The sequence below is a fragment of the Ensifer sp. VA4 genome (assembly GCF_055710065.1).
The window spans coordinates 306,569-330,601 of sequence record NZ_JBVQPO010000007.1 but is presented as its reverse complement, the minus strand read 5'-3'; the positions used below and the strand labels follow the sequence as shown (position 1 = coordinate 330,601).

Annotated in this window: 20 protein-coding genes; 10 read left to right on the top strand and 10 right to left on the bottom strand. The window is 63.6% G+C overall.

The window, feature by feature from the left end:
* Nucleotides 1-31: 31 nt before the first annotated feature.
* Nucleotides 32-3,175: an efflux RND transporter permease subunit gene (locus AC0C6X_RS14890; protein WP_472953778.1), complete on the top strand. Its 3,144-nt coding sequence runs from the start codon at nt 32-34 to the stop codon at nt 3,173-3,175.
* Nucleotides 3,176-3,190: 15 nt separating this feature from the next.
* Nucleotides 3,191-4,342 (top strand): efflux RND transporter periplasmic adaptor subunit, encoded by a 1,152-nt coding sequence (locus tag AC0C6X_RS14885; protein WP_247958750.1) that lies wholly within the window; start codon nt 3,191-3,193, stop codon nt 4,340-4,342.
* 104 nt (nt 4,343-4,446) lie between these two features.
* On the opposite strand, the gene AC0C6X_RS14880 is transcribed toward AC0C6X_RS14885, so the two are convergent.
* Entirely contained in the window at nt 4,447-4,905 is a 459-nt protein-coding gene (locus tag AC0C6X_RS14880; protein ID WP_173518941.1) for an SRPBCC family protein, read from the bottom strand.
* 146 nt (nt 4,906-5,051) lie between these two features.
* Between AC0C6X_RS14880 and AC0C6X_RS14875 the strand changes: the two genes are divergently transcribed.
* The 4 genes from AC0C6X_RS14875 to fabF all read left to right on the top strand — a co-directional run bounded on the left by AC0C6X_RS14875 (nt 5,052) and on the right by fabF (nt 9,660).
* Nucleotides 5,052-6,110, top strand: coding sequence for an adenylate/guanylate cyclase domain-containing protein (locus AC0C6X_RS14875; RefSeq protein WP_472953775.1), 1,059 nt, complete (start codon nt 5,052-5,054; stop codon nt 6,108-6,110).
* A gap of 314 nt (nt 6,111-6,424) precedes the next feature.
* Nucleotides 6,425-7,030: a TetR/AcrR family transcriptional regulator gene (locus AC0C6X_RS14870; protein WP_472953774.1), complete on the top strand. Its 606-nt coding sequence runs from the start codon at nt 6,425-6,427 to the stop codon at nt 7,028-7,030.
* 45 nt (nt 7,031-7,075) lie between these two features.
* Nucleotides 7,076-8,269: an acetyl-CoA C-acyltransferase gene (locus AC0C6X_RS14865; RefSeq protein ID WP_472953771.1), complete on the top strand. Its 1,194-nt coding sequence runs from the start codon at nt 7,076-7,078 to the stop codon at nt 8,267-8,269.
* A gap of 122 nt (nt 8,270-8,391) precedes the next feature.
* Nucleotides 8,392-9,660: a beta-ketoacyl-ACP synthase II gene (gene fabF, locus AC0C6X_RS14860; protein ID WP_472953769.1), complete on the top strand. Its 1,269-nt coding sequence runs from the start codon at nt 8,392-8,394 to the stop codon at nt 9,658-9,660.
* Nucleotides 9,661-9,684: 24 nt separating this feature from the next.
* Here fabF and AC0C6X_RS14855 read toward each other — a convergent pair whose 3' ends face one another.
* Nucleotides 9,685-10,140 carry an Lrp/AsnC family transcriptional regulator gene (locus AC0C6X_RS14855; protein ID WP_472953767.1) on the bottom strand — a complete coding sequence of 152 codons (456 nt, stop codon included), beginning with the start codon at nt 10,138-10,140 and terminating at the stop codon, nt 9,685-9,687.
* Between the two features lie 116 nt (nt 10,141-10,256).
* Between AC0C6X_RS14855 and AC0C6X_RS14850 the strand changes: the two genes are divergently transcribed.
* Both AC0C6X_RS14850 and AC0C6X_RS14845 read left to right on the top strand, forming a co-directional pair.
* A complete protein-coding gene (locus AC0C6X_RS14850; protein ID WP_173518947.1) occupies nt 10,257-11,168 on the top strand; it encodes a DMT family transporter in 912 nt (303 codons plus the stop codon).
* A gap of 25 nt (nt 11,169-11,193) precedes the next feature.
* Complete coding sequence (locus AC0C6X_RS14845) at nt 11,194-12,399, top strand: aromatic amino acid transaminase (protein WP_247958752.1); 1,206 nt, start codon at nt 11,194-11,196, stop codon at nt 12,397-12,399.
* Between the two features lie 54 nt (nt 12,400-12,453).
* Here AC0C6X_RS14845 and AC0C6X_RS14840 read toward each other — a convergent pair whose 3' ends face one another.
* Nucleotides 12,454-12,936 (bottom strand): methyltransferase family protein, encoded by a 483-nt coding sequence (locus AC0C6X_RS14840; protein WP_173518949.1) that lies wholly within the window; start codon nt 12,934-12,936, stop codon nt 12,454-12,456.
* Nucleotides 12,937-13,093: 157 nt separating this feature from the next.
* Between AC0C6X_RS14840 and AC0C6X_RS14835 the strand changes: the two genes are divergently transcribed.
* Nucleotides 13,094-13,519: an OsmC family protein gene (locus AC0C6X_RS14835; RefSeq protein ID WP_173518950.1), complete on the top strand. Its 426-nt coding sequence runs from the start codon at nt 13,094-13,096 to the stop codon at nt 13,517-13,519.
* A 145-nt stretch (nt 13,520-13,664) separates the two neighbouring features.
* Here AC0C6X_RS14835 and AC0C6X_RS14830 read toward each other — a convergent pair whose 3' ends face one another.
* From AC0C6X_RS14830 to AC0C6X_RS14815, 4 genes are all read right to left on the bottom strand, one after another.
* Complete coding sequence (locus AC0C6X_RS14830; RefSeq protein WP_472953765.1) at nt 13,665-14,759, bottom strand: IS4 family transposase; 1,095 nt, start codon at nt 14,757-14,759, stop codon at nt 13,665-13,667.
* Nucleotides 14,760-14,877: 118 nt separating this feature from the next.
* Nucleotides 14,878-15,258, bottom strand: coding sequence for a VOC family protein (locus tag AC0C6X_RS14825; RefSeq protein WP_173518951.1), 381 nt, complete (start codon nt 15,256-15,258; stop codon nt 14,878-14,880).
* 244 nt (nt 15,259-15,502) lie between these two features.
* On the bottom strand, nt 15,503-16,474 hold the full coding sequence (locus tag AC0C6X_RS14820) for an aldo/keto reductase (RefSeq protein ID WP_173518952.1): 972 nt from the start codon (nt 16,472-16,474) through the stop codon (nt 15,503-15,505).
* Nucleotides 16,475-16,594: 120 nt separating this feature from the next.
* Nucleotides 16,595-17,011 carry a hypothetical protein gene (locus tag AC0C6X_RS14815; protein WP_247958754.1) on the bottom strand — a complete coding sequence of 139 codons (417 nt, stop codon included), beginning with the start codon at nt 17,009-17,011 and terminating at the stop codon, nt 16,595-16,597.
* A 465-nt stretch (nt 17,012-17,476) separates the two neighbouring features.
* Here AC0C6X_RS14815 and AC0C6X_RS14810 point away from each other — a divergent pair, with 465 nt between their 5' ends.
* The gene (locus AC0C6X_RS14810) at nt 17,477-18,100 is read left to right on the top strand and encodes a hypothetical protein (protein WP_472953763.1); all 624 of its coding nucleotides are present in this window, start codon (nt 17,477-17,479) and stop codon (nt 18,098-18,100) included.
* Between the two features lie 99 nt (nt 18,101-18,199).
* Here the strand turns inward: AC0C6X_RS14810 and AC0C6X_RS14805 are convergent, their stop codons facing one another.
* Genes AC0C6X_RS14805 through AC0C6X_RS14795 form a run of 3 tightly spaced genes read right to left on the bottom strand, consistent with a single transcriptional unit; the run spans nt 18,200 to nt 24,018 of the window.
* Nucleotides 18,200-19,540, bottom strand: coding sequence for an HlyD family type I secretion periplasmic adaptor subunit (locus AC0C6X_RS14805; RefSeq protein WP_173518955.1), 1,341 nt, complete (start codon nt 19,538-19,540; stop codon nt 18,200-18,202).
* Nucleotides 19,541-19,546: 6 nt separating this feature from the next.
* Complete coding sequence (locus tag AC0C6X_RS14800; protein ID WP_472953760.1) at nt 19,547-21,886, bottom strand: type I secretion system permease/ATPase; 2,340 nt, start codon at nt 21,884-21,886, stop codon at nt 19,547-19,549.
* A 20-nt stretch (nt 21,887-21,906) separates the two neighbouring features.
* Nucleotides 21,907-24,018, bottom strand: a complete 2,112-nt coding sequence (locus AC0C6X_RS14795) for a type I secretion protein (RefSeq protein WP_173518957.1) — start codon at nt 24,016-24,018, stop codon at nt 21,907-21,909.
* Nucleotides 24,019-24,033 lie beyond the last annotated feature (15 nt).

The following is a 24,033-nucleotide window of genomic DNA, read 5'->3' as shown; positions in this document are numbered from 1 at the left end:
CTGGCGGCGCCCCAAAAGGATCGATCCTGCCATGATCGACTTCTTCATTCACCGGCCGATCTTCGCATCGGCGATCGCGATCATCATGACGCTCGCCGGCGGTATCTGCTATTTCCTGCTGCCGATTTCGCAGTTTCCCGACGTGACGCCGCCGCAGATCGTCGTCGCCGCCAATTATCCGGGTGCCAGCGCCCAGGTGGTTGCCGACACGGTGACGACGCCGCTCGAACAGCAGATCAACGGCGTGCCGGGCATGCTCTACATGACCTCGACGAGTTCGAACGACGGCTCGTCGCGGATCATCATCTCTTTCGAAGTGGGCTACCCGATCGACGTCGCGGCGCTCGACGTGCAGAACCGCGTCTCGCAGGCAGCCTCCTCGCTTCCCGCGCTCGTCAACCAGACCGGCGTCACCATCGCCAAGCAGATCCCCAATTTCACCGTTCTGGTGAGCCTGGATTCGCCGGACAATTCGGTCGACTTCGCCTCGGTCAGTAACTACGCCTATCTGCAGATCCTCGATCCGCTGAAACGCCTGCCTGGCATCGGCGACGTCCAGCTCTTTGGTGAGCGCCGTTATTCGATGCGCGTCTGGCTCGATCCCGACCGCATGGCCAATCTCGGCATCACTGCCGTCGACGTCCAGAACGTCATCGCCGAGCAGAACATCCAGGTCGCGGGCGGCAAGATCGGGCAGTCGCCGGCGCCAGCCGGAACGCCCTTCGAAATGCAGATCAATGCGCTTGGCCGGTTGAGTGATCCCTCGCAATTCGGCGATATCGTGCTGCGGGCCGACCAGACGACCGGGGCGACGACCAGGTTGCGCGACGTGGCGCGCATCGAACTCGGGGCACTGCTCTATTCGTCGTCCGTCACCTTCAACGGCAAGGAGAGCGTGGTGCTTGCCGTGTTCCAGGCGCCGGGCTCCAACGCGCTCGACCTGCAGAGCCGCGTGCAGGCGAAAATGGACGAGCTTTCGCAGCGCTTCCCAACAGGCATCGCCTACCACATGTTCTACGACACCACGCGGTTCGTCTCGGCGGCGATGAAAGATGTCGTCTTCACGCTGCTCGAGGCGCTTGCACTCGTCGTTTTCGTCGTCTTCCTCTTCCTGCAGAACCTGCGCACCACGATCATCCCGACGATCGCCATTCCGGTCTCGCTGATCGCGACGCTCGTCGTCATGTATCTGCTGGGCTTCTCGCTGAACATGCTGAGCCTGCTCGGCATGGTGCTCGCCATCGGCCTCGTGGTCGACGATGCGATCGTCGTCGTCGAGAACGTCGAAAGGCAGTTGGAGTCCGGCCTGCCGCCACTTGCCGCCACGCGCAAGGCCATGCAGGAGGTCACGGGCCCGATCATCGCGACGACGGCGGTGCTTCTCGCCGTCTTTGTGCCGGTCGCCTTCATTCCGGGCGTTGCCGGTAGCCTTTACAACCAGTTTGCCCTGACGGTCGCGATTTCGGTTGCTTTCTCTGCCTTCAATTCGCTGACCCTCAGCCCGGCGTTGAGCGCCGCCTTTCTGCGCTATCGCGGCGAGCCGCGCTTTGCCCCCTTCCGCTGGTTCAACACCGGCTTCCATGCGCTGTCGCACGGCTATGCGCGCAGCGTCGCCGGGCTCGTGCGCTGGCACTGGGCGCTGTTTGCCCTCTTCCTGCTGGCGATCGGCTCCACCTACGCGTTGTGGCAGCGCACCCCCTCGACCTTCCTGCCGGTCGAGGACCAGGGCTATTTCTTTGTGGTCATCCAGCTTCCGGATGGCGCCTCGCTCGAACGCACCGAGGCCGTCGCGCGCCGATCCGAGGAAATCCTTCGCGGCACCGCAGGCGTCGATTTCGTCGGTTCCGTCGTCGGCTTCAATTTCCTGTCCTTCGCCGCCCAGTCGAACTCCGCCGTGCAATTCGCCGTGCTGAAACCATGGGACGAGCGGCCACCGGAACAGGGCGCCTCGGCGCTGCGCGAGGCCGTGCAGCCGCAGCTTCTGCAGATCCCGGATGCGCTCGTGCTTGCCTTCGATCCGCCGTCGATCCAGGGGCTGGGCGCTACGGGCGGTTTCGAATTCCAGGTGGAGGATCTGGGCGGACGCAGCGCCCAAGCGCTGAACGACGCAACGCAGGCGCTGATTGCCGAGGCGCGCAAGCAGCCGGAGATCAATCCCTACCAGCTCTTCACCACGTTCAGCACGTCGAGCCCGCAGTTCGACTATGACCTCGACCGCGACAAGGCAAAGCTCCTCGGGCTCACGCTGCCCGACATCTTCAACACGCTGCAGATCTATTTCGGTTCGCTCTATGTCAACGACTTCAACCTCTTCGGCCGCACCTTCCGCGTGACGCTGCAGGCCGACCAGGGCGCCCGGGCCTCGGCCACGGATCTTTCGCGCCTCTATGTGCGCAACGCCCGGGGTGAAATGGTGCCGCTCAACACGCTCGGGACCTTCAGGCCGACGGTCGGTCCCGAGACCGTCACCCACTACAACAACTACCCGTCGGCGCTGATCAACGGTGCGGCAGCGCCCGGCTTCAGCTCGAGCCAGGCAGTGGCGGCAATGGAGCGCGTGGCCCGTACGACGCTGCCGCGGGACTACACATTCGAGTGGACCGGCATTACCTATCAGGAGATCCGGGCAGGCTCGATCGCCGCACTCGTCTTTGCGCTCGCGCTCGTCTTCTGCTTCCTGATCCTGGCCGCCCAGTATGAAAGCTGGTCGATGCCCTTCATGGTGCTGCTTTCGGTGCCGCTCGCGCTTCTGGGTGCGCTTTCGGCGCTGTGGCTGCGTGGAATGCAGATCGATGTCTATTCGCAGATCGGTTTCGTGATGCTGGTGGGACTTGCTGCCAAGAACGCCATTCTGATCGTCGAATTCGCCCGTCGCCGGCGCGAGGAAGGGCTCGACGTGGTCGCCGCGGCGGCGGAAGCGGCACGCCTGCGCCTGCGGCCGATCCTGATGACGGCCTTCGCCTTCATCCTCGGCGTGCTGCCGCTGATGTACGCCAGAGGCGCGGGGGCCGCCAGCCGCCAGTCGATCGGCACCACGGTCTTCGGCGGCATGCTGGTGGCGACCATTCTCACACTCATTTTCGTCCCGGTCTTCTACGCGGTCATCGAGCAATGGCGGGAGGGGGTCTCGTCCAAACCGGTGGGTGCGAGCCAAGAGCCGGAGGCGGCGGAATAGGAATTGGAGCCTGACATGCGTGGTTCGAAACTGGTCCTTGCCGCAGCGGTCGTGAGCGCCTCCCTCGCCGCGGCCTATCACTACAAGAACGGGGGCTTTGAGCTCAAAGGCGGCGATGCTGGCGCTGCGGTGGGACCGCCGCAGCAGGCGATGCCCGTTCCCGTCGCGGCGGTCGTCAAGAAGACGGTCCCGATCTACCTCGACTATTCGGCGCGCACCGAGGCGATCCGCAACGTGACGCTTCGCGCCAAGGTCACCGGCTATATCGAGTCACAGGCGGTGCCTGACGGTTCGGATGTGAAGCAGGGCGACCTTCTCTACCGGATCGACGCCCGCGACTATCGCGCTGAACTCGATCAGGCCAAGGCCCAGGTCGAGCGCGATGAGGCATCGCTTGCCTACCTTCGTTCCAATCTCACGCGCGGCAATGAACTCGCGACCACCGGCTATCTCGACAGAGACAGTTTCGACCAGCGCCAGAGTGCCGTGCACCAGGCAGAAGCGGCGCTTGCCATGTCGCGGGCAGCGGTCCGCACCGCCGAGATCAACCTCGACTATACCGAGATCCACGCTCCCTTCGCCGGCCGCCTGGGCCGCAACCAGGCGCCGGAGGGCACGCTGGTCAGCAACACGACCGGAACGCCGCTCAACAACCTGGTGCAGCTTTCGCCGATCTACGTCTCGTTCAACCCGAGCGAGTCCGAGCTCGCCGACATCCAGAGGGCGCGGGCGAAAGGCAAGGTGGAGGCCGAAGTGCTTCTGCCAGGCGATACCGAGCCGCGTTATCGCGGCGACCTCAGCTTCATCAACAATACGGTCGAGGGCAATACCGGGACGGTCGTGGCGCGCGTGACGATCGACAACAAGGACCTGACCCTGCTCCCCGGCCAATATGTCCGCGTGCGGCTGAAGATCAGGGACGAACAGAACGTCCTGATGGTGCCGGAAACGGCGCTCGGTTCGAGCCAGCTCGGTAAATACGTCTATGTCGTCGGCAAGGGCGACACGGTCGAACAGCGGCTGGTCTCCCTCGGCCCGACGAGCGGCAACCTCATCGGCCTGACATCAGGGGTTTCGGAGGGCGATCGGGTGATCGCCGGAAACCTGCAGAAGATCTTCCCCGGCGCTCCGGTCAAGCCGATGCCTGCGGAACAGGCGCAGAAGTAGCGGCTCTCGACGACCTGCGGGAGCCGGTGCCCATTCCGGCGAAGGCCGTCATGCCTACGCGTCGGTGGCGGATGTCACGCCAGGTGCCCTTTTGAGAGAGGTGGTCAGCTGCTGCTGCCGTCACGGCCGAGCCATGGATCCGGCCCGGGATCGCGCCCCGACGCGACCTGCCCCAAGCGCTCCAGATAGTGCGCCCAACCTTCCGCATGGCCGGCGCATTGCTCGGAATTGGGCAATCCCGTGTGGGTGAGACGCAGCAACGTGCCATCCGGTTGTTCGATCAGGTCGATCTCGACCAGACTGGAACCGGGCGGGACGATGTCACTGCCTTCCCAGCCGAAGCTGTAGGCGAGCCGATGCACCGGCACGACCTCACGGAAAGAACCGCGGGCAAAGCGTGCACCGGTCACGTTGACGAGATAGAGACCGCCGGGCTCCGCCTTGGTGTCGGCCTCCGTTCCCATCCAACGGAGGATCTTCTCCGGATCGGTCAGAAGCGCGAAGACGGCGGCAGGCGGTGCCTGAATATGCGTTTCGCGGCGGACGACGAGGGCTTCCTGCATCGGTTTTCCCTTTGCTGTTTGGCCTGCCCACCGGTTCTTAAAAGAGAAAGCACGGAACCCGGGCTGCCGCGATCATAGACCCGCGCGGCCGATGGCGCCACCGGCATGGCTCTTGCCCGAACGGGTCCCGGCACTATCATTCTGGCATGGATTTGTCCGCACCCCTCGCCTGGCTGGTGGATGAAGCAAGCGCCGTGTCTGAACCGGACCGCTTCCTGGCGCAGCTTGGACACCTGCTTGTCGCCGACGAACTGCCGCTTGCCGGTGGTGCCCTCACCCTTTCCGTGCCGCACCCGATCATCGCTCGCCGCAGCTGGTTGTGGCGGGCGGAGACCGGTGTGGTGATCGAGAGTCTGGGCTTTGCGGGCGCAGTCTCCGACCGGGCAGGTCAAGATTGGCTGGCCGGGCTGGGACCGGTGCTGGTACAACCAACCGGCTCCGGAACGGACCGAGCGACGCTCGCTTGGGCCGGTACCCGGCCTTTCGATCCAGCCGAGAGGGCAAAGCTTCGTCAGGTGGCCCGCTTTGCCGCCGCGCCCTTGGCCGCACTCGTCGAGCGGGCAGCGCTCGCTGCACTGCTCGAAGCCTATCTCGGCCGCCGCAGCGCCGCCCGCGTCCGGGCCGGGGCGCTCACCCGTGGAACCGGGGAAACCATTCGCGCAGCATTGTTTTACGCAGACCTGCGCAATTTCACCGTTCTGTCCGAAGCGACGGAACCCGCTTTGGTGATCGCGGCGCTCGACGCCTGGTTCGATCGCGTGGCCGGCGCGATCCATGCCTTTGGCGGCGAGGTGTTGAAATTCATCGGCGATGGCGTCCTGGCGATTTTTCCGGTCACTGGCTCGCCGACCGAAGCCTGTGATGCGGCTTTGCACGCGGTCACGGCCGCTCGCGCCGGCATGGCGCATCTCGATGCAACACGGCAGGCCGAGGGCCTGGCGCCGCTCTCCTTCGGCGTGGCCCTGCATCTCGGCGACATTCTCTGGGGCAATATCGGCGCAGCCGACCGGCTCGATTTCACCGCCATCGGTTCGGCAGTCAATCTCGTCAGCCGCCTCGAGGGATTGTGCCGGCCGCTCGGCCAGTCGGTGCTGATCTCGGGCGCAGTCGCCGCAGCGACCTCGACTCCGCTCCTGCCGCTCGGCGATCACACCTTGCGCGGCATCGCAACACCTTGCTCCGTCTTCACCCTGCCGGATGCGTAGGGCCGTCGTTGGGCTACCGGTCAGAGCGCGCTTGACGAGAGTTGGCCTGAAGGCCAGCAGTCATGTGCTGCCACGGCATACGTTTGAACGCGATGCTGAAGGCGGCTTGCGAGGCGTAGCCGACGGACTGCGCGGCATGGGCGGCAACAATCTGCCATCAGAAGGCGACGACCGGTGTGCGGCTAGGCGCCTGAAGCTTGCACGTCGTGGCCACTCAAGCGGCCACTAAGATTTCGATCACCATCTATACTTGACGAATAGATGGTGATCACAATATAACCTCACTGTTCGCATTTCCTTGACGGGAGCAGGCAATGAGAGTGAGCCGCGCACAGGCGGAGGAAAACCGCCGAACGGTCATCGACGTCGCCAGTCGCCTCTTTCGGGAGAGAGGCTTCGACGGCATCGGCCTGAACGACCTGATGAAGGGCGCCGGCCTGACCCAAGGCGGCTTCTACAAGCAATTCGAATCCAAGGACGACCTCATCGTTCAGGCCTCCTCCAAGGCCTTGGAGAAGGGCGTCGCGAACTGGGCCGGGGTCGTTTCCAAAGCGGCCGGCAAGCCGCTTCGCGCCCTGCTCCGCTTCTACCTGTCGGATGCGCATCGCCACGAAAAGGCGGAGGGATGCGCCTTGGCAGCGCTCGCGCCGGAGGCTGCCCGCCGCGGCAAGGCCCTTCGCCAGGTTTTCGAGGCCGGCGTCGAAAGCCATCTCGATATTCTCGATGGCATGATGACACCTGCGCCGGGGCACGAGGTACGTGACCAATCGATCGTCGCGCTCTCGACCATGGTCGGTGCGCTGATGCTGTCTCGGGCCGTCGACGACGAGCAACTCTCCAATCGGTTCCTCCAAGCGGCCGCGGACCATCTGTATCCGGAACCGTTTACCGGGGACGCCTCCCAACATCTGCCTCGGTGAGCGGCGGGAACCGCACCGTCATTTTCCAGCCGGAAAGGTTTCGACATGTCCAGTCCCATTGATCCGATCGTCATCGTATCGGCGGTGCGCACGCCGCTTGGCCGCTTTCTTGGCGATCTGGCACCGGCCCAGGCGAGCGCGCTTGGCGCCCACGTCATCCGCGCGGCACTCGAACGGGCACAGCTCCCTCCCGATCGGCCGGACGAGGTGTTGATGGGTTGTGTGCTTCCCGCCGGCCAGGGACAGGCACCGGCAAGGCAGGCAGCCCGCAGCGCCGGCCTGCCCGATTCCGTCGGCGCCACCACGATCAACAAGGTCTGCGGTTCCGGCATGAAGGCGACAATGCTGGCGCATGATCTCATTCTCGCCGGACCGATCGATGTCGCGGTCGCCGGCGGCATGGAGTCGATGTCGAACGCGCCCTATCTGCTCCCCAAGGCGCGGGCCGGCTATCGCGCCGGGCATGACCGGATCTTCGACCATATGATGCTCGATGGCTTGGAAGATGCCTATGAGCCCGGCCGCCCGATGGGCGATTTCGGCGAGGCGGCGGCCGAGGCCTATGGGTTCAGCCGCGCCGATCAGGACGCCTATGCGGTGGAGACGCTGACACGCGCCCGTGCCGCGATCGAAACGGGGGCCTTTGCCGACGAGATCGCACCGATCACCGTCGCTGCCAAGGGGGCAGACAAGGTCATCGCTAGCGACGAACATCCGCTGAAAGTGTCGCCCGAAAAGATCCCGAACTTGAAACCCGGCTTTCGCGCCAACGGCACGATCACGGCCGCCAGCGCGTCGGCCAATGCCGATGGCGCGGCCGCTCTCGTCCTGACCCGCCGCTCGATCGCCGAGCGCGAAGGCATGCCGATTCTCGCTGAAATCAGGGCGCATGCGACGCACAGTCAGGAACCCGCCTGGTACACCACGGCGCCTATTCCCGCGATCCGCAATCTATTGGAAAAGACCGGCTGGAGCGTCGATGACGTTGATCTGTTCGAAATCAACGAAGCCTTCGCCGTCGTCGTCATGGCCGCGGCCAAGGACCTTGGCATCGCCCGCGACCGGCTGAACGTCAATGGCGGCGCCTGCGCGCTCGGCCACCCGATCGGTGCCACCGGCGCGCGGCTGATCGTGACCCTGCTTCACGCCTTGGCGCGGCGGGGGCTTTCGAAAGGCGTCGCGGCCCTCTGCATCGGCGGCGGTGAGGCCACCGCGATCGCCATCGAGCGCCCACGCTGACAGCAGATAAAAAGGGACGTCCGCGCTGCTGCACGCCCGTTGCGGCCCGCAAACCAGAGCAATTTCGGAACAACACGAATGGTTTTCCGTTCGGGTTGCCTAAACCTAGGTCAGGAGAATCGATGCGTCGCATCGTCGTAACAGGAATGGGGGCCATCAGCCCTTTGGCAGCGGGCGCAGAGGCAAGCTGGTCGCGGCTTCTTGCCGGACACTCGGGGCTTCGGCGTCTGCCGGATGAGGTCGTCGCCGACCTTGGCAGCAAGATCGCCGGGACGGTGCCTACGCCTGCCGACGACGCGGAGGCTGGCTTCGATCCCGATCGGATCGTTCCGCCGAAGGACCAGCGCAAGATGGACCGCTTCATCCTGCTGGCGCTGGCGGCGGCGGAAGAGGCAATCGAGCAGTCCGGCTGGAAGCCTGCAAGTGCGATCGAACAGCAGCGCACGGCCACGGTGATCGCGTCCGGTATCGGCGGCTTCCCGGCAATCTCGGAGGCGGTCCGCACGGTCGACCAGCGCGGCGTGCGGCGGCTCTCGCCCTTCACCGTACCCTCGTTTCTCGTGAACCTCGCCGCCGGCCAGGTTTCGATCCGTCACGGTTTCAAAGGGCCGATCGGTGCGCCGGTCACCGCCTGCGCCGCAGGTGTCCAGGCCATCGGCGACGCAGCCCGGATGATCCGCGCGCACGAGGCGGATATCGCGATCTGCGGCGGGGCGGAAGCCTGCATCAACACCATCAGCCTCGGCGGTTTCGCCGCCGCCCGCTCCCTGTCGACCGGATTCAACGAGACGCCTCATCGCGCCTCGCGGCCGTTCGATATCGATCGCGACGGCTTCGTCATGGGTGAAGGCGCCGGCATCGTCGTGATCGAGGCGCTGGAGCACGCATTGGCGCGTGGCGCGAAGCCGATTGCCGAACTCATCGGCTATGGCACGACGGCGGATGCCCACCACATCACCTCGGGCCCGGAGGACGGTGCGGGAGCCCGACGGGCCATGGAAATCGCCATTGCCCAGGCCGGCATTCGGCCAGGCGATATCCGTCACCTCAATGCCCATGCGACGTCGACGCCCGTCGGCGACAGGGGCGAAATCGAGGCGATCAAATCGGTCTTCGGCGGCAACGGAGAAATCGCCGTCAGCGCGACGAAATCCGCGACCGGACATCTGCTGGGTGCTGCCGGTGGTCTGGAGGCGGTCTTCACCGTGCTTGCGCTGCGCGACCAGACGGTGCCGCCGACGCTCAACCTCGAAACGCCGGATCCGGCTGCCGAAGGCATCGACATCGTCTCCGGGGTGGCACGAAAGATGCCGCTCGATCATGCCATCTCCAACGGCTTCGGGTTCGGTGGCGTCAACGCCAGCGTCATCTTCAGACGTTGGGCGGCGTGACGAGGCCCGGCACTCGCTGGCCGCTCACAGACGCGGAAAGACGGTCGCGCGCTTGACCGTGCCATAGGCAAAGCTCGTATCGATCGCCGCAATGCCCTCGATGTTGTGCAACTGCGTGCGGATGAACTGTTCGTAGTCCTTGAGGCTTGTCACCAGGACACGCAGCAGATAGTCCGCCTCGCCGGTCATGACGTAACAATCCTGGATGTTGTCGATCGTTCTCACCTTGCGTTCGAAGGCGGCGACGGAGGCTTCCGAGTGGCGCTCCAGGCGGATGCGGACGAAGGCCGTGATCGGCAGACCATAGGCCTCCTCGTCGACGATCGCCGTATAGCCCTTGATGATCTTCGCCTCTTCGAGCAAACGCAGCCGCCTGAGACACGGCGACGGCGACAGCGCGACCTTCTCGGAAAGGTCCTGATTGGAAAGGCGACCGTCCTTCTGCAGCGCCCAGATGATCTGCCTGTCCTTTTCGTCCATTCACCCCTCCCCGTTGGCAGATTCTGCCAATATCCATGTGTCAGGCCAGTGAAATAGCAAGAAATCGACTGCCCGAGAAGCATATCATGTGAGCCATCCAGACAGCGAGGCCCCGCATGACCGATGTGACGTCAGATTTCCAGCAACCGAGAACCGGATGGCTGACACCGACGGCAACCGGCTACGTCGTGCTCTCTATCGTCGTCTTGGTCTGGGCAGGTTTTGCGCTGACCATGCGGGCGATCGGGGCATCGCCGCTCGCCACCGCCGACGTCGCCGTCATCCGCTTCGCGATCCCCATCATCGCTTTGCTGCCGGCCATTCCCCAGCGGCTCTCCGCGCTTCGCAAGGTCGAGCTACGGGATGCGTCCCTGGTCTTGCTCGGCGGCGTGCCGTTCTTCTTCGTCGTCTCCGAGGGTGCCAAGGCGACATCCGCGGCCCATGTCGGCGCGCTGGTTGCCGGAACGACGCCGCTTTCCGTTGCCTTGCTCGCCTTTCTGCTCGAGCGAAAGGGCGTTGCGAGGAAGCGCTGGCTGCCGCTGGCGCTGATCCTCGCCGGCGTCATCGGCATCGTCGCCGGGCAGCAGCATGCGGTAACGACCGAGACGCTCAGCGGCGTCGGCCTGCTGCTGATCGCGAGCCTTTTCTGGGGCGCCTATACGATCGGCCTTCGCCGCACCGGCGTGGATGCGATCAGCAACGGTCTGCTGCTCTCCATAGGCTCGCTCGTCATCCTCGCCCCGCTGCTGCTCACGGGCGCCGTCACGACGCAAATCGGGCAATTTTCCTGGCACCAGGCCCTGCCCTTCATTCTGGTCCAGGGGCTCGGCGTCGGTCTCGTCTCGACCGTCGGCTACGCCTTCGCGATTTCGCGGCTCGGCGCTGCCAGAAGCGCGACGCTCGGCTCACTCGCACCGGCGCTTGCCAGCCTGATGGCCATTCCGATCCTCGGCGAGGCCCTCGCGCTCGCGACCGCCATCGGCATCCTGGTCATCACCACGGGCGTGATCCTGGCAAACCGCCATTAGTTTCAAGAACGACAGGAACCCAAGCATGCTCGCTGCTCTGCCAATCGCCGACCCCGATCCATTGTGGGCGCTCATCAGCGCGTTCCGGCAGGATCGTCGCACCGACAAGATCGACCTCGTCGTCGGGGTCTATCGCGACGCTTCGGGCCAAACTCCGGTAATGCAAGCCGTGCAGGATGCTGAGGCGCGCCTCGCTTCCGCCGCTGCCTCCAAATCCTACAGGGCGCTTTCCGGGAACCTGGCGTTCAACGATGGAATGTCGAGACTCCTTCTCGGTGACGAGGCCGAGGCGCTCGACCGTCAATGCACGATCCAGACGGTCGGCGGCACCGGCGCGCTTCGAATCCTCGCCGATTTCATCGCTCTCGTCTCGCCGCGCGCGACGGTCTGGAACACCAATCCCGGTTATGTAAACCACCGCCCGATCATGGCCGCTGCTGGCCTGACCGTGCGGGCATTCCGCTGGCAGGAGAACGAGACCGGCCTCGACCTCGACGCGGTCGTCGCGGATCTCGAGGAAGCCAGCCGGGGTGACGTGGTTCTTCTCCACGGCTGCTGCCACAATCCGACCGGTATCGACCCGACATCAGGGCAGTGGCGCCGGCTTGCCATGCTCTGCAAGGAGAGAGGACTGATCCCCCTTATCGACATGGCCTATCAGGGCTTCGGCGACGGGATCGAACAGGATGCCGCGGGCCTGCGCCATTTCGCTCAAGAACTCGACACGATGCTCGTTGCGGCAAGCTGCTCCAAGAACATGGGCCTTTATTGCGAACGGACCGGTGCAGCGATGGTGATCGCGCCAGAGCGAAACCTGCTCGGCAACATTCGCGCCACGCTGGAGAGGATCACGCGAGCCAACTATTCCATGCCGCCGGAGCACGGCGCCGCCATTGCCGCGCACCTTTTCGAGAGCCCCGGAATGTGGCTTTCCGAACTGGAAGCAAGCCGCCGGCGCGTCGCCGAGGTCCGCCGCGACCTCACCGCAGCGCTCGCTCGCTGCGGCGCTCCGGAGACGTTCCAGGCATTGCGCCGTCAAAAAGGCATGTTCTCGCTGCTGCCCCTCGACCAGCGCCAGATGGGCCGGCTCCGTGAGGATTTCGGCGTCTATGGAACCGCGAACGGTCGCATCAACATTGCCGGGCTGCTGCCTGGCGACGTCGAGCGACTGGCCGAAGCCCTCCGGGCGGTTTCTAGCTCTCCGTACCTGGTTCACGCTCGAGCGGGATGAGGAAAGTGCGTGCGGTTCCGCCCGCATCCCTCCCGCTTCACTGATCGTCGTGATCTAGAGCCAGCGCCTGACGCGTCCCTTGTAAGCGCGATAGACGTCACCGAACTTACGCTCGAGATAGGCTTCCTCGCGGGCGACAACGCCATAGCGGATGACAAGGTAGAAGGGGACCAGCAGGATCAGCAGCCACAGGCTGTCGAAGACGATGGAAAAGCCGATCAAGCCGAGGAACATGCCCGTATAGATCGGGTTGCGCGTAAAGCGGTAAGGCCCGGATTCAACGATCGTGGTGGTCGGCCGGTCGATCTGGATCTGGGTTCCCGCCCGGCCGAAGGTCACGGCTGACCAGACCAGCAGCGCCAGACCGGCGACAAAGACGATGCCACCGACCACAACACCGGGCACCGCGTCGGGCACGAACGGCAGCGGGTAGAGGCGGTCAAGCACGAAGCCGCCACCAACCGCCAACACCCAGGCGATCGGCGGATGGACCACCGCGCCGGAACTGTCAGCCGATTTTCCGGTCGTCTCGTTCATCCCACTGATCCTCGCCCTGTTTCGCGTGCAAATGAACACAGGCTCCATTTTAGCGGAGGCGGGCCATTTGCGAAAACCCTTCGAGACGTTATGTGAACTGGGGATCATCGACCTCCTGGTCCATGATCCGGGCATTTGCTGCAACGGGACGAGACACATGAAAGCACGCGTCAAATGGGTGGAAGACCGGACCTTCGTCGGAGAGTCTGGAAGCGGCCACAAAGTCGTATTGGGAACCGCCTTCGGTGAAGAGGGGCGCACACCGGGGCCGAGCCCCATGGAGATGGTGCTGATCGGCACGGGCGGCTGCTCGGCCTATGATGTCGTCCATATCCTCCAAAAGGGCCGCGAGCCGGTCGAGGACTGCGTCGTGGAACTCGATGCGGATCGCGCCGAGACCGAACCCCGCGTCTTCACCCGCATTCACATGCACTTCATCGTCAAGGGGCGCGGGCTGGCGGTCAACAAGGTCGAACGCGCGATCTCGCTCTCGATCGAAAAATACTGCTCGGCCTCGGCCATGCTCGCCAAGACCGCGACGATCACGCACGATTTCGAAGTGGTCGACACCAGCGCCGGCTGAGACCCGCCCCACCTCTCGCGCCCCAGCGGTACGCGTGGCATCGACGAACGTGCCTACTGCATGTCTCCTTAAATCGACCTCGATTTAAGGACGAAGACATGCAGCAAATCAAAGTCCTACAGCGCCCTTTGCGCGTCTGATCACACTACACGACTCTTTTGCTTTTGAGGGCGTTTTGCAGGATTCGGCAGAGGTGTTGGAGTTCGTGCGCGGGCATCTGGATCCAGGTGCGCAGGGCGTCGAAGCCGGTGCGGAAGGTGGATTTCCGACGATAGCCGTGCGCTGCTCTTTTGATGCCGGTCCGCCCCTGGACTTTGCGGCTGGCCAGGTGGACGCAGGCGATGGCCAGCGCCACGACGGCGACGAGCAGGAAGAGTTTTTTCGGGTTGCGCAAGCGGGTGTCTTCGAGATTAAGCCCGCGCGTCTTGGTGTCGGCAAAGAGGCATTCGATCTGCCATCGTCGCCGGTAGATGCCGGCGGCCCGGCGGGGATCGCGGTTGGTGGCGAGCACCAGCCGCTCGCCGTTTTTGATGGTTCTTGCCGACAGTGCGAAGCGGTTTGCCGATGCGGATTGCATCCCGTCGAAGCGCAGACCGATGCAGGCCTCGCGGCCACGCCAGAGCCGGCGCGAAAACAGCGTGGCGACACTGGTGCGCCCGCCGCCGGCGAGCACGACGGAAAGGTTCTGCTTGACGCGAATGACGAAAGGAATGTCCTTTTCGACAAGAAAATCAAACCATTGCGCGCCGATGAACTCGCGGTCGGCAATCAGCATGGCAATCGCCTCGCGGCCGAACAGGTCGCAGAAGCGGTCGACAAGTGCGATCCGCTCGACGGTATCGGACGGGCCACATCCGTCCAGCAGCGTCCACAGCAGCGGCACACGCTGCCTCTTGCCGACGATCGCCAGAACCAGAATGTTGACGTCGGTTTTGCCGATCTGCCAGTTGGTGCGATCGAGACAAAGGGTGAAGGGCGGCCTGAGCCCCAACAGGGCGACGATGGTCCGCGCCACATCGCCACCGTCAAGGCAGACGTGCTGGAAGAAGCGCTGCAGGCGACGGTAACGCGAGGCGATCTGCGCCGGTCCTGGAACAGGCCCGGCAATATGCGAGAGGTTGACGGTACGGCTGACAATGCAGCCCGAAATCAACGAACCCAACGTCTCCAAACGGCTGTTGCTCAGTCCAAACGGCCGCGATAGCGTTCCGGCGAGAACGGTTGCGAAATGTCCTGACATCGATGATCCCACTGTGAGAGGTAGAATCATCCATCATGCCATCGCAAACCGTTCTCACCCCTTAACTGTCGTGTAGTGTGGCGTCTGATAAGACGCGCGGCGCTGTAGGGCGCGAAAGTCATCGGCCCGCTGGCTGAAACAGTTCGACGACATTTCCGGAGGGGTCGACCAGCAGGATCTGCGCCCCTCCGGGACCGGTGACGATGTCATTGCGAAACGTGACGCCGGCGTGGCGCAGCCGTTCCACTTCGGCCTTGAGGTCATCGACGATCAGATGGATGCGGCTCCAGCCGCCGGGCCCCGGCTTCTGGCCATCCGGCATCGGCCTGCCCGCCGAACTCGTCGGCCCGCTGAGCAGGAGCCGCAGTGCACCGCGCCGGACATCCGCGAAGGCCGGCGCATGACTCGACAGAACCGAAAAGCCGAGATGGGTCGTGTACCACGCGATCGCCGCCTCTACGTCGTCGACCATGTAGCGGACATTGACTGTTTCCGACATTGCCTTTCCTCCAACGGAGCACGGCCGATGCGGCTCCCTCGCGATGGCCAGAGCTCATTCCGGTAAATCCGCAAGCCTCATGCCTTCAGCATATCGCGCAGGCGGCGTCGTGTCCCGATAGGGCGCGCGAGAACGGTGCAGGCGGTCGAGTTGCGCGCAGGTGCGACGAGAAATCGGCAAGCCCAACCAAGATCGATCCAGCTGCAGGGCCAATTCTCCAGGCTAAGCGGGCGAAACAGGCCGCTCAATCCCGGTAGAAGTTGCGCCGCCAGCGATGGGCGCTCAGCTTTGCGCGCTGAGCATCCGGCAAGCCCAAGCCGTCGCCGATGGCGCAGTTGCGCTCGACATTGCGCACCGAGCGCATGCCGGGAATGACGGTCGATACCGCGGGGTGGCTGAGAACGAAGCGCAGCGCCGTTTCGGCGAGCGCATCGGGCGCGATCTCCAGGTCTTCGACGATCTTCTGCGTGCGCTCCTCCACCTCGCGCTTGCGCTCGCCCCGGAAGTAGGCCTCGCGAAAATCCCCTTCGGGGAAGACGGTGTCGGCGCGGATCTGGCCGGTCAGGCCGCCTTCGTCCAGCGCCACGCGGACGATGACGCCGACCTTGTGTTCGAGGCATGCGGGCAGCAGCTTTTCCTCCGGCGCCTGCTCGAAGATGTTGTAGATCACCTGCACGCTGTCGACCACGCCGGTCTCGATCAGCCTCAGGGCATTGTCGGGCTCATAGTCGTTGATCGAGACGCCGAAGTAGCGGATCTTGCCGTCGCGCTTCAGGCGCTCGACCCCCTCCAGCCAGTCGCCACGGCCGACCCATTCATCGGACCAGACATGGAACTGCTGGACGTCAATCGTCTCGACACCGAGATTGCGCAAGCTCATCTCGGTACAGGCGATCACATGATCGGCAGGAAAGGTCTGCTCTGCCGGCGTGCCGGCGCGGGCAGGCCATTGCATGTTCTTCGGTGGAATCTTGGTGGCGACATGGATCGTCTCCGACCGCTCACGCAGCAAAGCCCCGATCAGCTTCTCGCTGTGCCCCTGGCCGTAGCCGAGTGCGGTGTCGATGAAGTTCACGCCCAGATCGACTGCGCGGTTCAGGGCCCGGGCGGATTCGTCGTCGCTCGCGCCCCGCCAATGGCTCTTGCCGATGCCCCAGGCACCATAGCCGATTTCGGATATGCGAAGGCCGCTGCGGCCGAAGGTTCTATAGTACATGATGAGCTCGCTGGCGTTGGAAGGGCGGGGTGTCGCCGGTTATCTAGGGTTCGGCCTTCCCTCGTCAACCGTCGCGGCACTGCAGAGATCGGGCAATGTCGCCCGCACGCTTTCATCGCCCTATGTCAGGAACCAGAAGAAGACTGCTGACAGGAAGATGAAGGCGAGCACCAGGCCGATGAACTGTCGCATCGCGTCGCTGGTATTATCGCCGAGCACGGCCAACCAGACCGGCCCGCCGGAGCAGTCCTCGTCACGCATATCCTGGACAGAAACCAGCTTGCCAAGCTTGACCGCCGGACGGCTGTAGTCGTGCGGAGACGGTTGGTGGCTGCGATCGGGTTCAAGGGTGGCATCGAGATCGGGGGCTACCAGACCGCCGTCGCCCGCGTCGACAACCTGCGCCCGCGGTTCTTCCGCCGTCGCTCGGCCGCCCGCATCACCGCCTTCTGCCCGCCGGATACGCCCGGCGCCGTGGTGAAACGCCCATCGCGGTGATTTCAGTTCCACATGGGTTTTCAAGTGCCGGATAGCCATTGGAACCTCCTTCGGATTTAACCGTCCAGCCGGCGCTTTGTTCCGCAGAGTTTGAGCGCGCCATACACCCGCCGTCGCTGCCGGTGCATGTGCGAAGGCTGAGGTTTCCATCCGGCAAAAAACAAAAGAGCCCGCCGCGGGAGGAGCGGCAGGCTCTTGAAAGATTGATCAGCAGCCTGGGAGGAGGAGTGGCGCTGATCTCGCAAACGACCTTTGGGAGGAGGAGAAAGTCGTTCGCCTGTCGAAGCTCTGCGGGAGGAGGAGCATCGCTTCGATGTTTTTGAATATATAGCGATCGCGCCGAAATCGTAGCGGGGATTTCGCAAGCCAGCCATGCGTCCTGCGCGCAACGGGTGCCTTGCCCGTTGCCCGATGACCCGCGCGCGTCCCTTCATCACGCCAATTCGATTTTACTCGGCCAAGCACGCCCATTAGGCTTTCCTGAAACCGATGGGAGAGAGATCCATGAGAAGCCGACTTGCAGTTCTCGCATTCGTCCTGGCCTGCTCCGGAGCAGCCCATGCTCAGGACAACAGCATGAGTTTCTTCGTCACCAGCGTGAACCCCGGAAAGGGCGGTGATCTTGGCGGTCTCGCGGGCGCTGACGCCTACTGCGACACCCTGGCAAAAGCGGCCGGATCGACCGGCAAGACGTGGAAAGCCTATCTGTCCACCGACAGCGAAAATGCCAAGGACCGGATCGGCAAGGGCCCATGGTACAATGCCAAGGGCGAGAAGATCGCCGACGACGTTGCCTCCCTCCACAGCGACAAGAACAACCTCACCAAACAGACCGCGCTCAACGAGAAGGGCGAGGTCATCAACGGGCGTGGCGACACACCCAACCGCCATGACATTCTGACCGGCTCCAAACCGGATGGCACCGCGGCAGCGGACACCTGCGGCAACTGGACGATGGGCGGCGCGGACGGGGCGGCGATCGTCGGCCACAGCGACCGTATGGGCCTGAACGATTCCGCCGAAGCGAAATCCTGGAACGCCTCGCATGTGACGCGCGGAGGCTGCGCCGTCGAAGCCTTCAAGGGTACGGGTGGCGAGGGCCTCTTCTATTGCTTCGCGGCGAATTGAAGCTCAGAGGGGAACAGGCTCCTCCCCCGTTCCGTCAGCAATCCAGCGTGAGGGTCCCAAGCGATTGGCACGCTCCGAACGAGCGTCGAAAGGCCCCGATCAGTTTTCCATGAAGGCGCGGGCCATGCTATCGCGGATCGGTTTCGTAAGATAATCGAAGAAGGTCCGCTCGGCCGTCTGGATGAGGATTTCGGCCGGCATGCCCGGCGTCACGGCAAAGTTATGGACCCGTGCGAGTTCACTGGCCGGCAGGCTGACACGGGCGAGGTAAACCTCGCGCGTCCCGTCCTGCGTCTGCACGGGCAAGGCGTCGGCAGACACATAGAAGACCTGCCCGTTGAGAACTGGCGTCGTGCGTTGATTCAGCGCCGTCAGTCGCACGGTTGCCTTCTCGCCGACCTTGATATTGTCGATCTCGGTGCGCAGCACCTGCGCCTCGATGATGAGAGGCACGTCGGCCGGCAGGATTTCCATGATCGGCTTGCCGCTTTCGATGACGCCGCCTGATGTGTGATAATGCATCCTGATGACCGTACCGGTCACCGGGGCGTTGATCGTGGCACGGCGCAGCACATTGGTAGCCCCGCGCAACTGCTCGCGCACTGTGTCCAGTTCGGCTTCAGCTTTCTGCAACTCGTCGAGCGCCGCCTCCTTGTAGCTCTCTTCCGTCTGGTTGACTTGCTGCTCCTGCTTCAGGATCTGTGCACCCGTTTCGGAGACTTCCGACATCAGTCGGCCGATCTGGCCTTCGGCATCGGCGATCGCCCGCTGGATGGTCTTGATCTCCGTCTTGCGGATCAGGTCTTTCGCCAGCAGCACTTTCTTGCCGGCGTATTCCTCGTTGAGAAGCGCGCGCTGCTCACGAACCGCCTTCAACTGCTCCTGGAAGCCTTCGGACCGGAATTCCAGGCTCTCGATGTTGCGTTTCAGCAGGCCGATGTCGCTATCGAGCTTGCTTCTCCAAGTCTGGAAATTGAGCTGCTGGCTTTGCACGATCGGCGCGATTTCCGGATCATCGTTCAGATGCGATGTCAGAACATCGGGCAATGCGATCTCCTTGAGGCCATGCGCCTGCGCACTGAGGCGGGCGACGATCGCCTCAAGCCTTGCCCGTCGCAGGAAGAACTGGCGCTCGTTGGCGAGCGCGGCCGTCTCGTCGAGACGGACCAGCGGCTGGTCCGCCGTGACATGATCGCCCTCGCTGACCAGGATTTCCTTGATGATCCCGCCTTCGAAATGCTGGATCACCTTGTTCTGGCCGGTAGCGACGAAACTGCCCTGCGCGATGATCGCCGCCGCCAATGGTGCGGTGAAGGCCCAGGCACCGAAGCCGCCGAATGTGACACCGATCAGCACGAAGCCGATCAGCGTGTGTTGCCAGATGGATCGCGGAACCTCCGCGTACCATGTCAGGTCCTGAACTTTGGCTGTGTCCGTCATGGTCGCCTACGGAAGCTGGTTCTGGTCGAGCGGGTTGCCTTCGGTATTCACGCCGCGCTGAGCAAGGGCCTTGAGAACGTCCTGCCGCATGCCGAAGAGCGCCACCGCGCCGTTCACCAGCAGCAGGACCTTGTCGACGCTGTTGAGAAGCGCGGGCCTCTGGGTGATGGTAATGACCGTGATTTTTTCGCGCTTTGCATGGGCGAGCGCCCGTGTGAGCGCCGCTTCGCCGGCCGTGTCCAGATTGGAATTGGGCTCGTCGAGCACCACCATGCGCGGATTGCCGAAGAAGGCACGGGCGAGTGCGACGCGCTGCTTCTGGCCGCCCGACAAGGGCGAACCATCGGCCGCCACCACGGTCTCGTATCCGTGCGGCAGCATGGCGATCATGTCGTGAACGTCCGCAAGCTTGGCGGCGGCATAGATCTCCGCGTCTGTCGCATCTTCGCGCATGCGGGCGATATTGGCCTTGATCGTCCCCGGGAAGAGCTGCACGTCCTGCGGCAGATAGCCGATGCTTTCACCGAACTGACGCTGATCCCAGTTCCTCAAATCCATGAGATCGAGCCGGACGTTGCCGGATGTCGGCAGGATCGAGCCGACCAGCATCTTGCCGAGTGTCGTCTTGCCCGCACCGGAACTGCCGATCACGGCAAGCGAGTCGCCCGGCTCGAGTGCGAAGGTGATGCCGTTGAGCACGACACGCTTGGTGCCTTGTGGAACGAAGAGCAGACGTTCGACGTCGAGGCGTCCTTCGGGACGCGGCAGCTTCAACCGCTCGAAATTGAGCGGCGAACTCTGGAGCAGCGAGGCGATGCGCGAATAGGCGGCACGCGACTGGATAACCTGACTCCACCCCTCGATTGCCCCTTCGATCGGCCCAAGCGCGCGGCCGGCGATGATTGAGGCCGCGATCACCATCCCGCCCGTGAGCGCGCCATTGATGGCGAGATGGGCGCCCCAGCCGAGCATCGTCACCTGGGTCAAAAGCCGCACGGCCTTGGAGAGCGAGGCGAAGGCGATGTTGCGGTCCTGCGCCAAGACCTGCGCCTTGAGCGAGCCGGCCATGTCCTTGCCCCAGATGTGCACGGCCTCGGGGATCATCGCAAGCGCATTGATGATCTGCGAGTTGCGCGACATCGAATCGAGATGCAGGTTCGCCCTGGTCTGGAAATTGGTGGCTTCGCCGAAGGCACGGGCAGTCGCCCTCTGGTTCATGACCGTGACGATGAGAAGAAGAAATGCCGACGTAACCACAATCGCGCCAAGATGCGGATGAATGAGGAACACGGCCACGAGGAAGAGCGGTGCGATCGGTGCGTCGAGGAAGGAAAGCAACGTGCCCGACACCAGGAACGAACGCAGCTGCTGCAGGTCGCCAAGCGTCTGATATTCGCGTCCATTGCTGTGCAGCGCCGCCCTCGCCGCCGCACTCAGGATCGGCGCGCCGAGCTGAGCGGCGACCTCCACCGCCGTCCGCATCAGGATCATGCGTCGAATGGCGTCGAAAACCGTCTGCAGGGCGACCGCGCCGACGATGATGATCGTCAGCATTACCAGCGTGTCGAGCGAGCGGCTGGTGAGAACCCGATCCGAAATCTGGAAGAGATAGACGGGGATCGCGAGCACGAGGACGTTGGTGGCGATCGTGAACACCATCACGATCATCAGGTTCTGCCTGATCGCCTTGAGACCGGCCCGCAGGCTGGCGGAGAAATCGACTGGCCCGAGGCGTTTGTGAAAGGCGCCCCCGCCTCCCCCACCGCCTGTCCCGTTGGGGGAACCGCCGCCCTTGCCGGGTGGTCGGGCCTCCGCCTTGATCGGTCCGCGATCGCCATCGATCACGACCATGCCCGGCGGCGAACCCTTGTCCTTCATTTCGGCCGTCGGCCAGACGATCGGCTTCTCGACGTGGGGCTCAGGCTTTTGCTCCACCGGCGCACGTTGCTGTTCGGCCGACATCCTGTTGCGCAGTTCGGATAGGGTTTCCATCTTGGCCGGGTTCTCGGTTTTCGGGGGCCATGTCCGCTGTGTGACGTTGCTCGTCGGCGCCGTGCCTGCTGTCGTGCCACTTGGCCCCGGAACGGGTGGGGCAGCGGAATTGGTCCGGTACTCGTTTTCGTTGACACCGGTCGCCGCCGCTCGTCGCAATTGGTCCGCCACCCCGTCGATCTCCTTGACAGCTCGATCGACAATGTTCTCCTGATGGTCAAGCTTGCGGAGGAATTCGTTCTTCACGATTTCCGCATCCGGCTTTTCCGGCTGCCCGCCCGCGCCGGCGGCCGGCGAGGCGTCTGTATGATCGCCTGCAAACGGCGGCCGGGCTGGCGCGCGGTTGTCGGTCATGGTCTCCTCCCACGTTCCCTTCAGGCCAGCATACTTTGCATCGGATCGGCGTCTGTCGTGTCGATCGAATGCGGTCCGTGATCTGCCGGCCCATGATCGGATTGCCCGTTATTCCGCGCCTCGTGGTCCTTGTAGCCGTTCTTCTGGTGACCGGGCGGCTCGTGATCGGGCGACTGGGGCCCTTGATCCGGCGCCAGCATGTCGTCGCCGAGAAATACCACCGCCTCGCTGACGAGCGCATCGGGATCCTGGCCGGCAAGGTAGGGGTCGTCCTTGATCAATTCGGCCTGAAAAAGGACTTCGTCCGAATAGACGTCTCCACCGGCATAGACGGTCTTGCCGGTATCCACGTCGACGATGCCGGCGTAGTTCATCAGGGCATTCTTGCCTGTCGCAATGGTCCAGTCCGCATCCGGACGCTCCGTCAGCGCGTTCATGGCCAGCGTCACCTGGTCGCTGTCGCCCAGAATATTGGTCTGCTGAATGTAGTTGAGGCTGACGAGGTCGCCGGAAATATAAAGCACCCTCAGGCCCAACAATCCGGCAAAGGCAGAATCGTGCATGAAGTCTTTCGACGACGGGTTCTTTCCTTCGGAAAGATCTTGCAGGGCCGACAGGTAGCTTTCGGGCATCGGGTTCACCGGACCCGCACCACCGGCTTCAACGATGCTGGCATAGTTCCACAAAAGGTTGCCGCCGGCCGAAACGGACCCGTGGCCGCTCATATGGAAACCGCCGACAGCCCCGATGAAATCGTTGTCGAGCAGGATGTTGGTCTGCTGGATGATGTTGGCGTCGAAGACGTTTCCGCCGACGAAGACGAGATCGAAGCGATATCCCAGCTCCAAAACCGAGAGCTGGTTGGCGGCGGTGTTGTCGCCGGCGATGATCGACAGCTTGGAGCCGGAGGCGGCCAGGATCGCCGTGTCGTTGTCGGACATGAAAGTGAATTGTTGGTGCCAGTTCACCATCATCAGGTCACCCTTGATTTCGGTGATGGCCCAAGCCTTGGGAAAAGCGTTCGTCTCGTTGTGTGCGGTTTCCGTTGGCTCGACATGCTTGAACGATGCGATATTGAGCGCCTCGGTCTGCTTTTCCGCCGCAAGCTCCCCACCGGTGAGCGTGGCGCCCACGGCGTCACTGTCGGCATAGACATTGGTCTGGATGATGGCGTTGTGCTGGACGTGATCGCCGGCAGCCGCAAGGACATTCGCTTGCAGCCAATTGCCTGAAATGACGACCTCGTTGACCAGCGTGTTGCTACCGGCCTCCAGTTCAACCGAAGCTGCGACTGGAACAGGACCCTCGCCGTGCGCGACAGCGCCACTGGCCTCCTTCGGGCTGTTCGTCAGTTCAGGCACATCGGGTTCGTTCGACGGTTCGTCGGGGTTTGGCAGATGATCCTTGAGAACGGGCGCCTTCTCGACGAGTTCCCCGTTCACATGGATGCCTTCAAGCGTGTCGCCTTTGGCGACGAATTGGCTGGCAGCAAACCCATCCACCTGTCCCGTATCGTCGGGAGAATAGGCATCAAGCGTCGCGGCCGTCGTCGTAACCAGGCTGGCGATCGTTGCATCGGAGCCGGCAACGTCCACGGGGCCTAGCGGCGAAACCTGCTGCGCGGCGTCGATGAGCTGAGCCATCGTCGCGCTGTCGTCGATATGCAGGCCGGATTTCAATCCGTGCCCACCCATGTCGACGAAATCGTTATCCGAGAGCTCGATGGTCTGCTGGCTGTAGACCGCCACCGACCCCGGGGGATTGATGGTGTGCGGCGCACCGACATAAGACGCCTTGAAGGACGAGGTTTGCGCGACACCTTCAACGTCGCCGCGGCCAATCACGCCTTCCGTGAGCGGGGGCTCCGGAAAGGGCAGTCCGGCATATCCGTCCGGAACAGGCCCAGAGATGTCAGTGTCGAGCGGACGGTAGGGAACGTCGGGACTGAAGTCGTCGAGATTGTAGGGAGCCTGCGCCTTGACGGGCGCGGTCTCGATATCCTTGGGATCCTTGTGAACGTCGCGTTCCGGGTCGAACTTCTCATGCGCTTCGCGTAGGCGAGCATCTTCGATCGAGACTTGGAAAAGACCGATGAAATGGGCGATGGTTTCGGAGATTTTCGCGGAGTACATGGTTAGTGTCTCCTC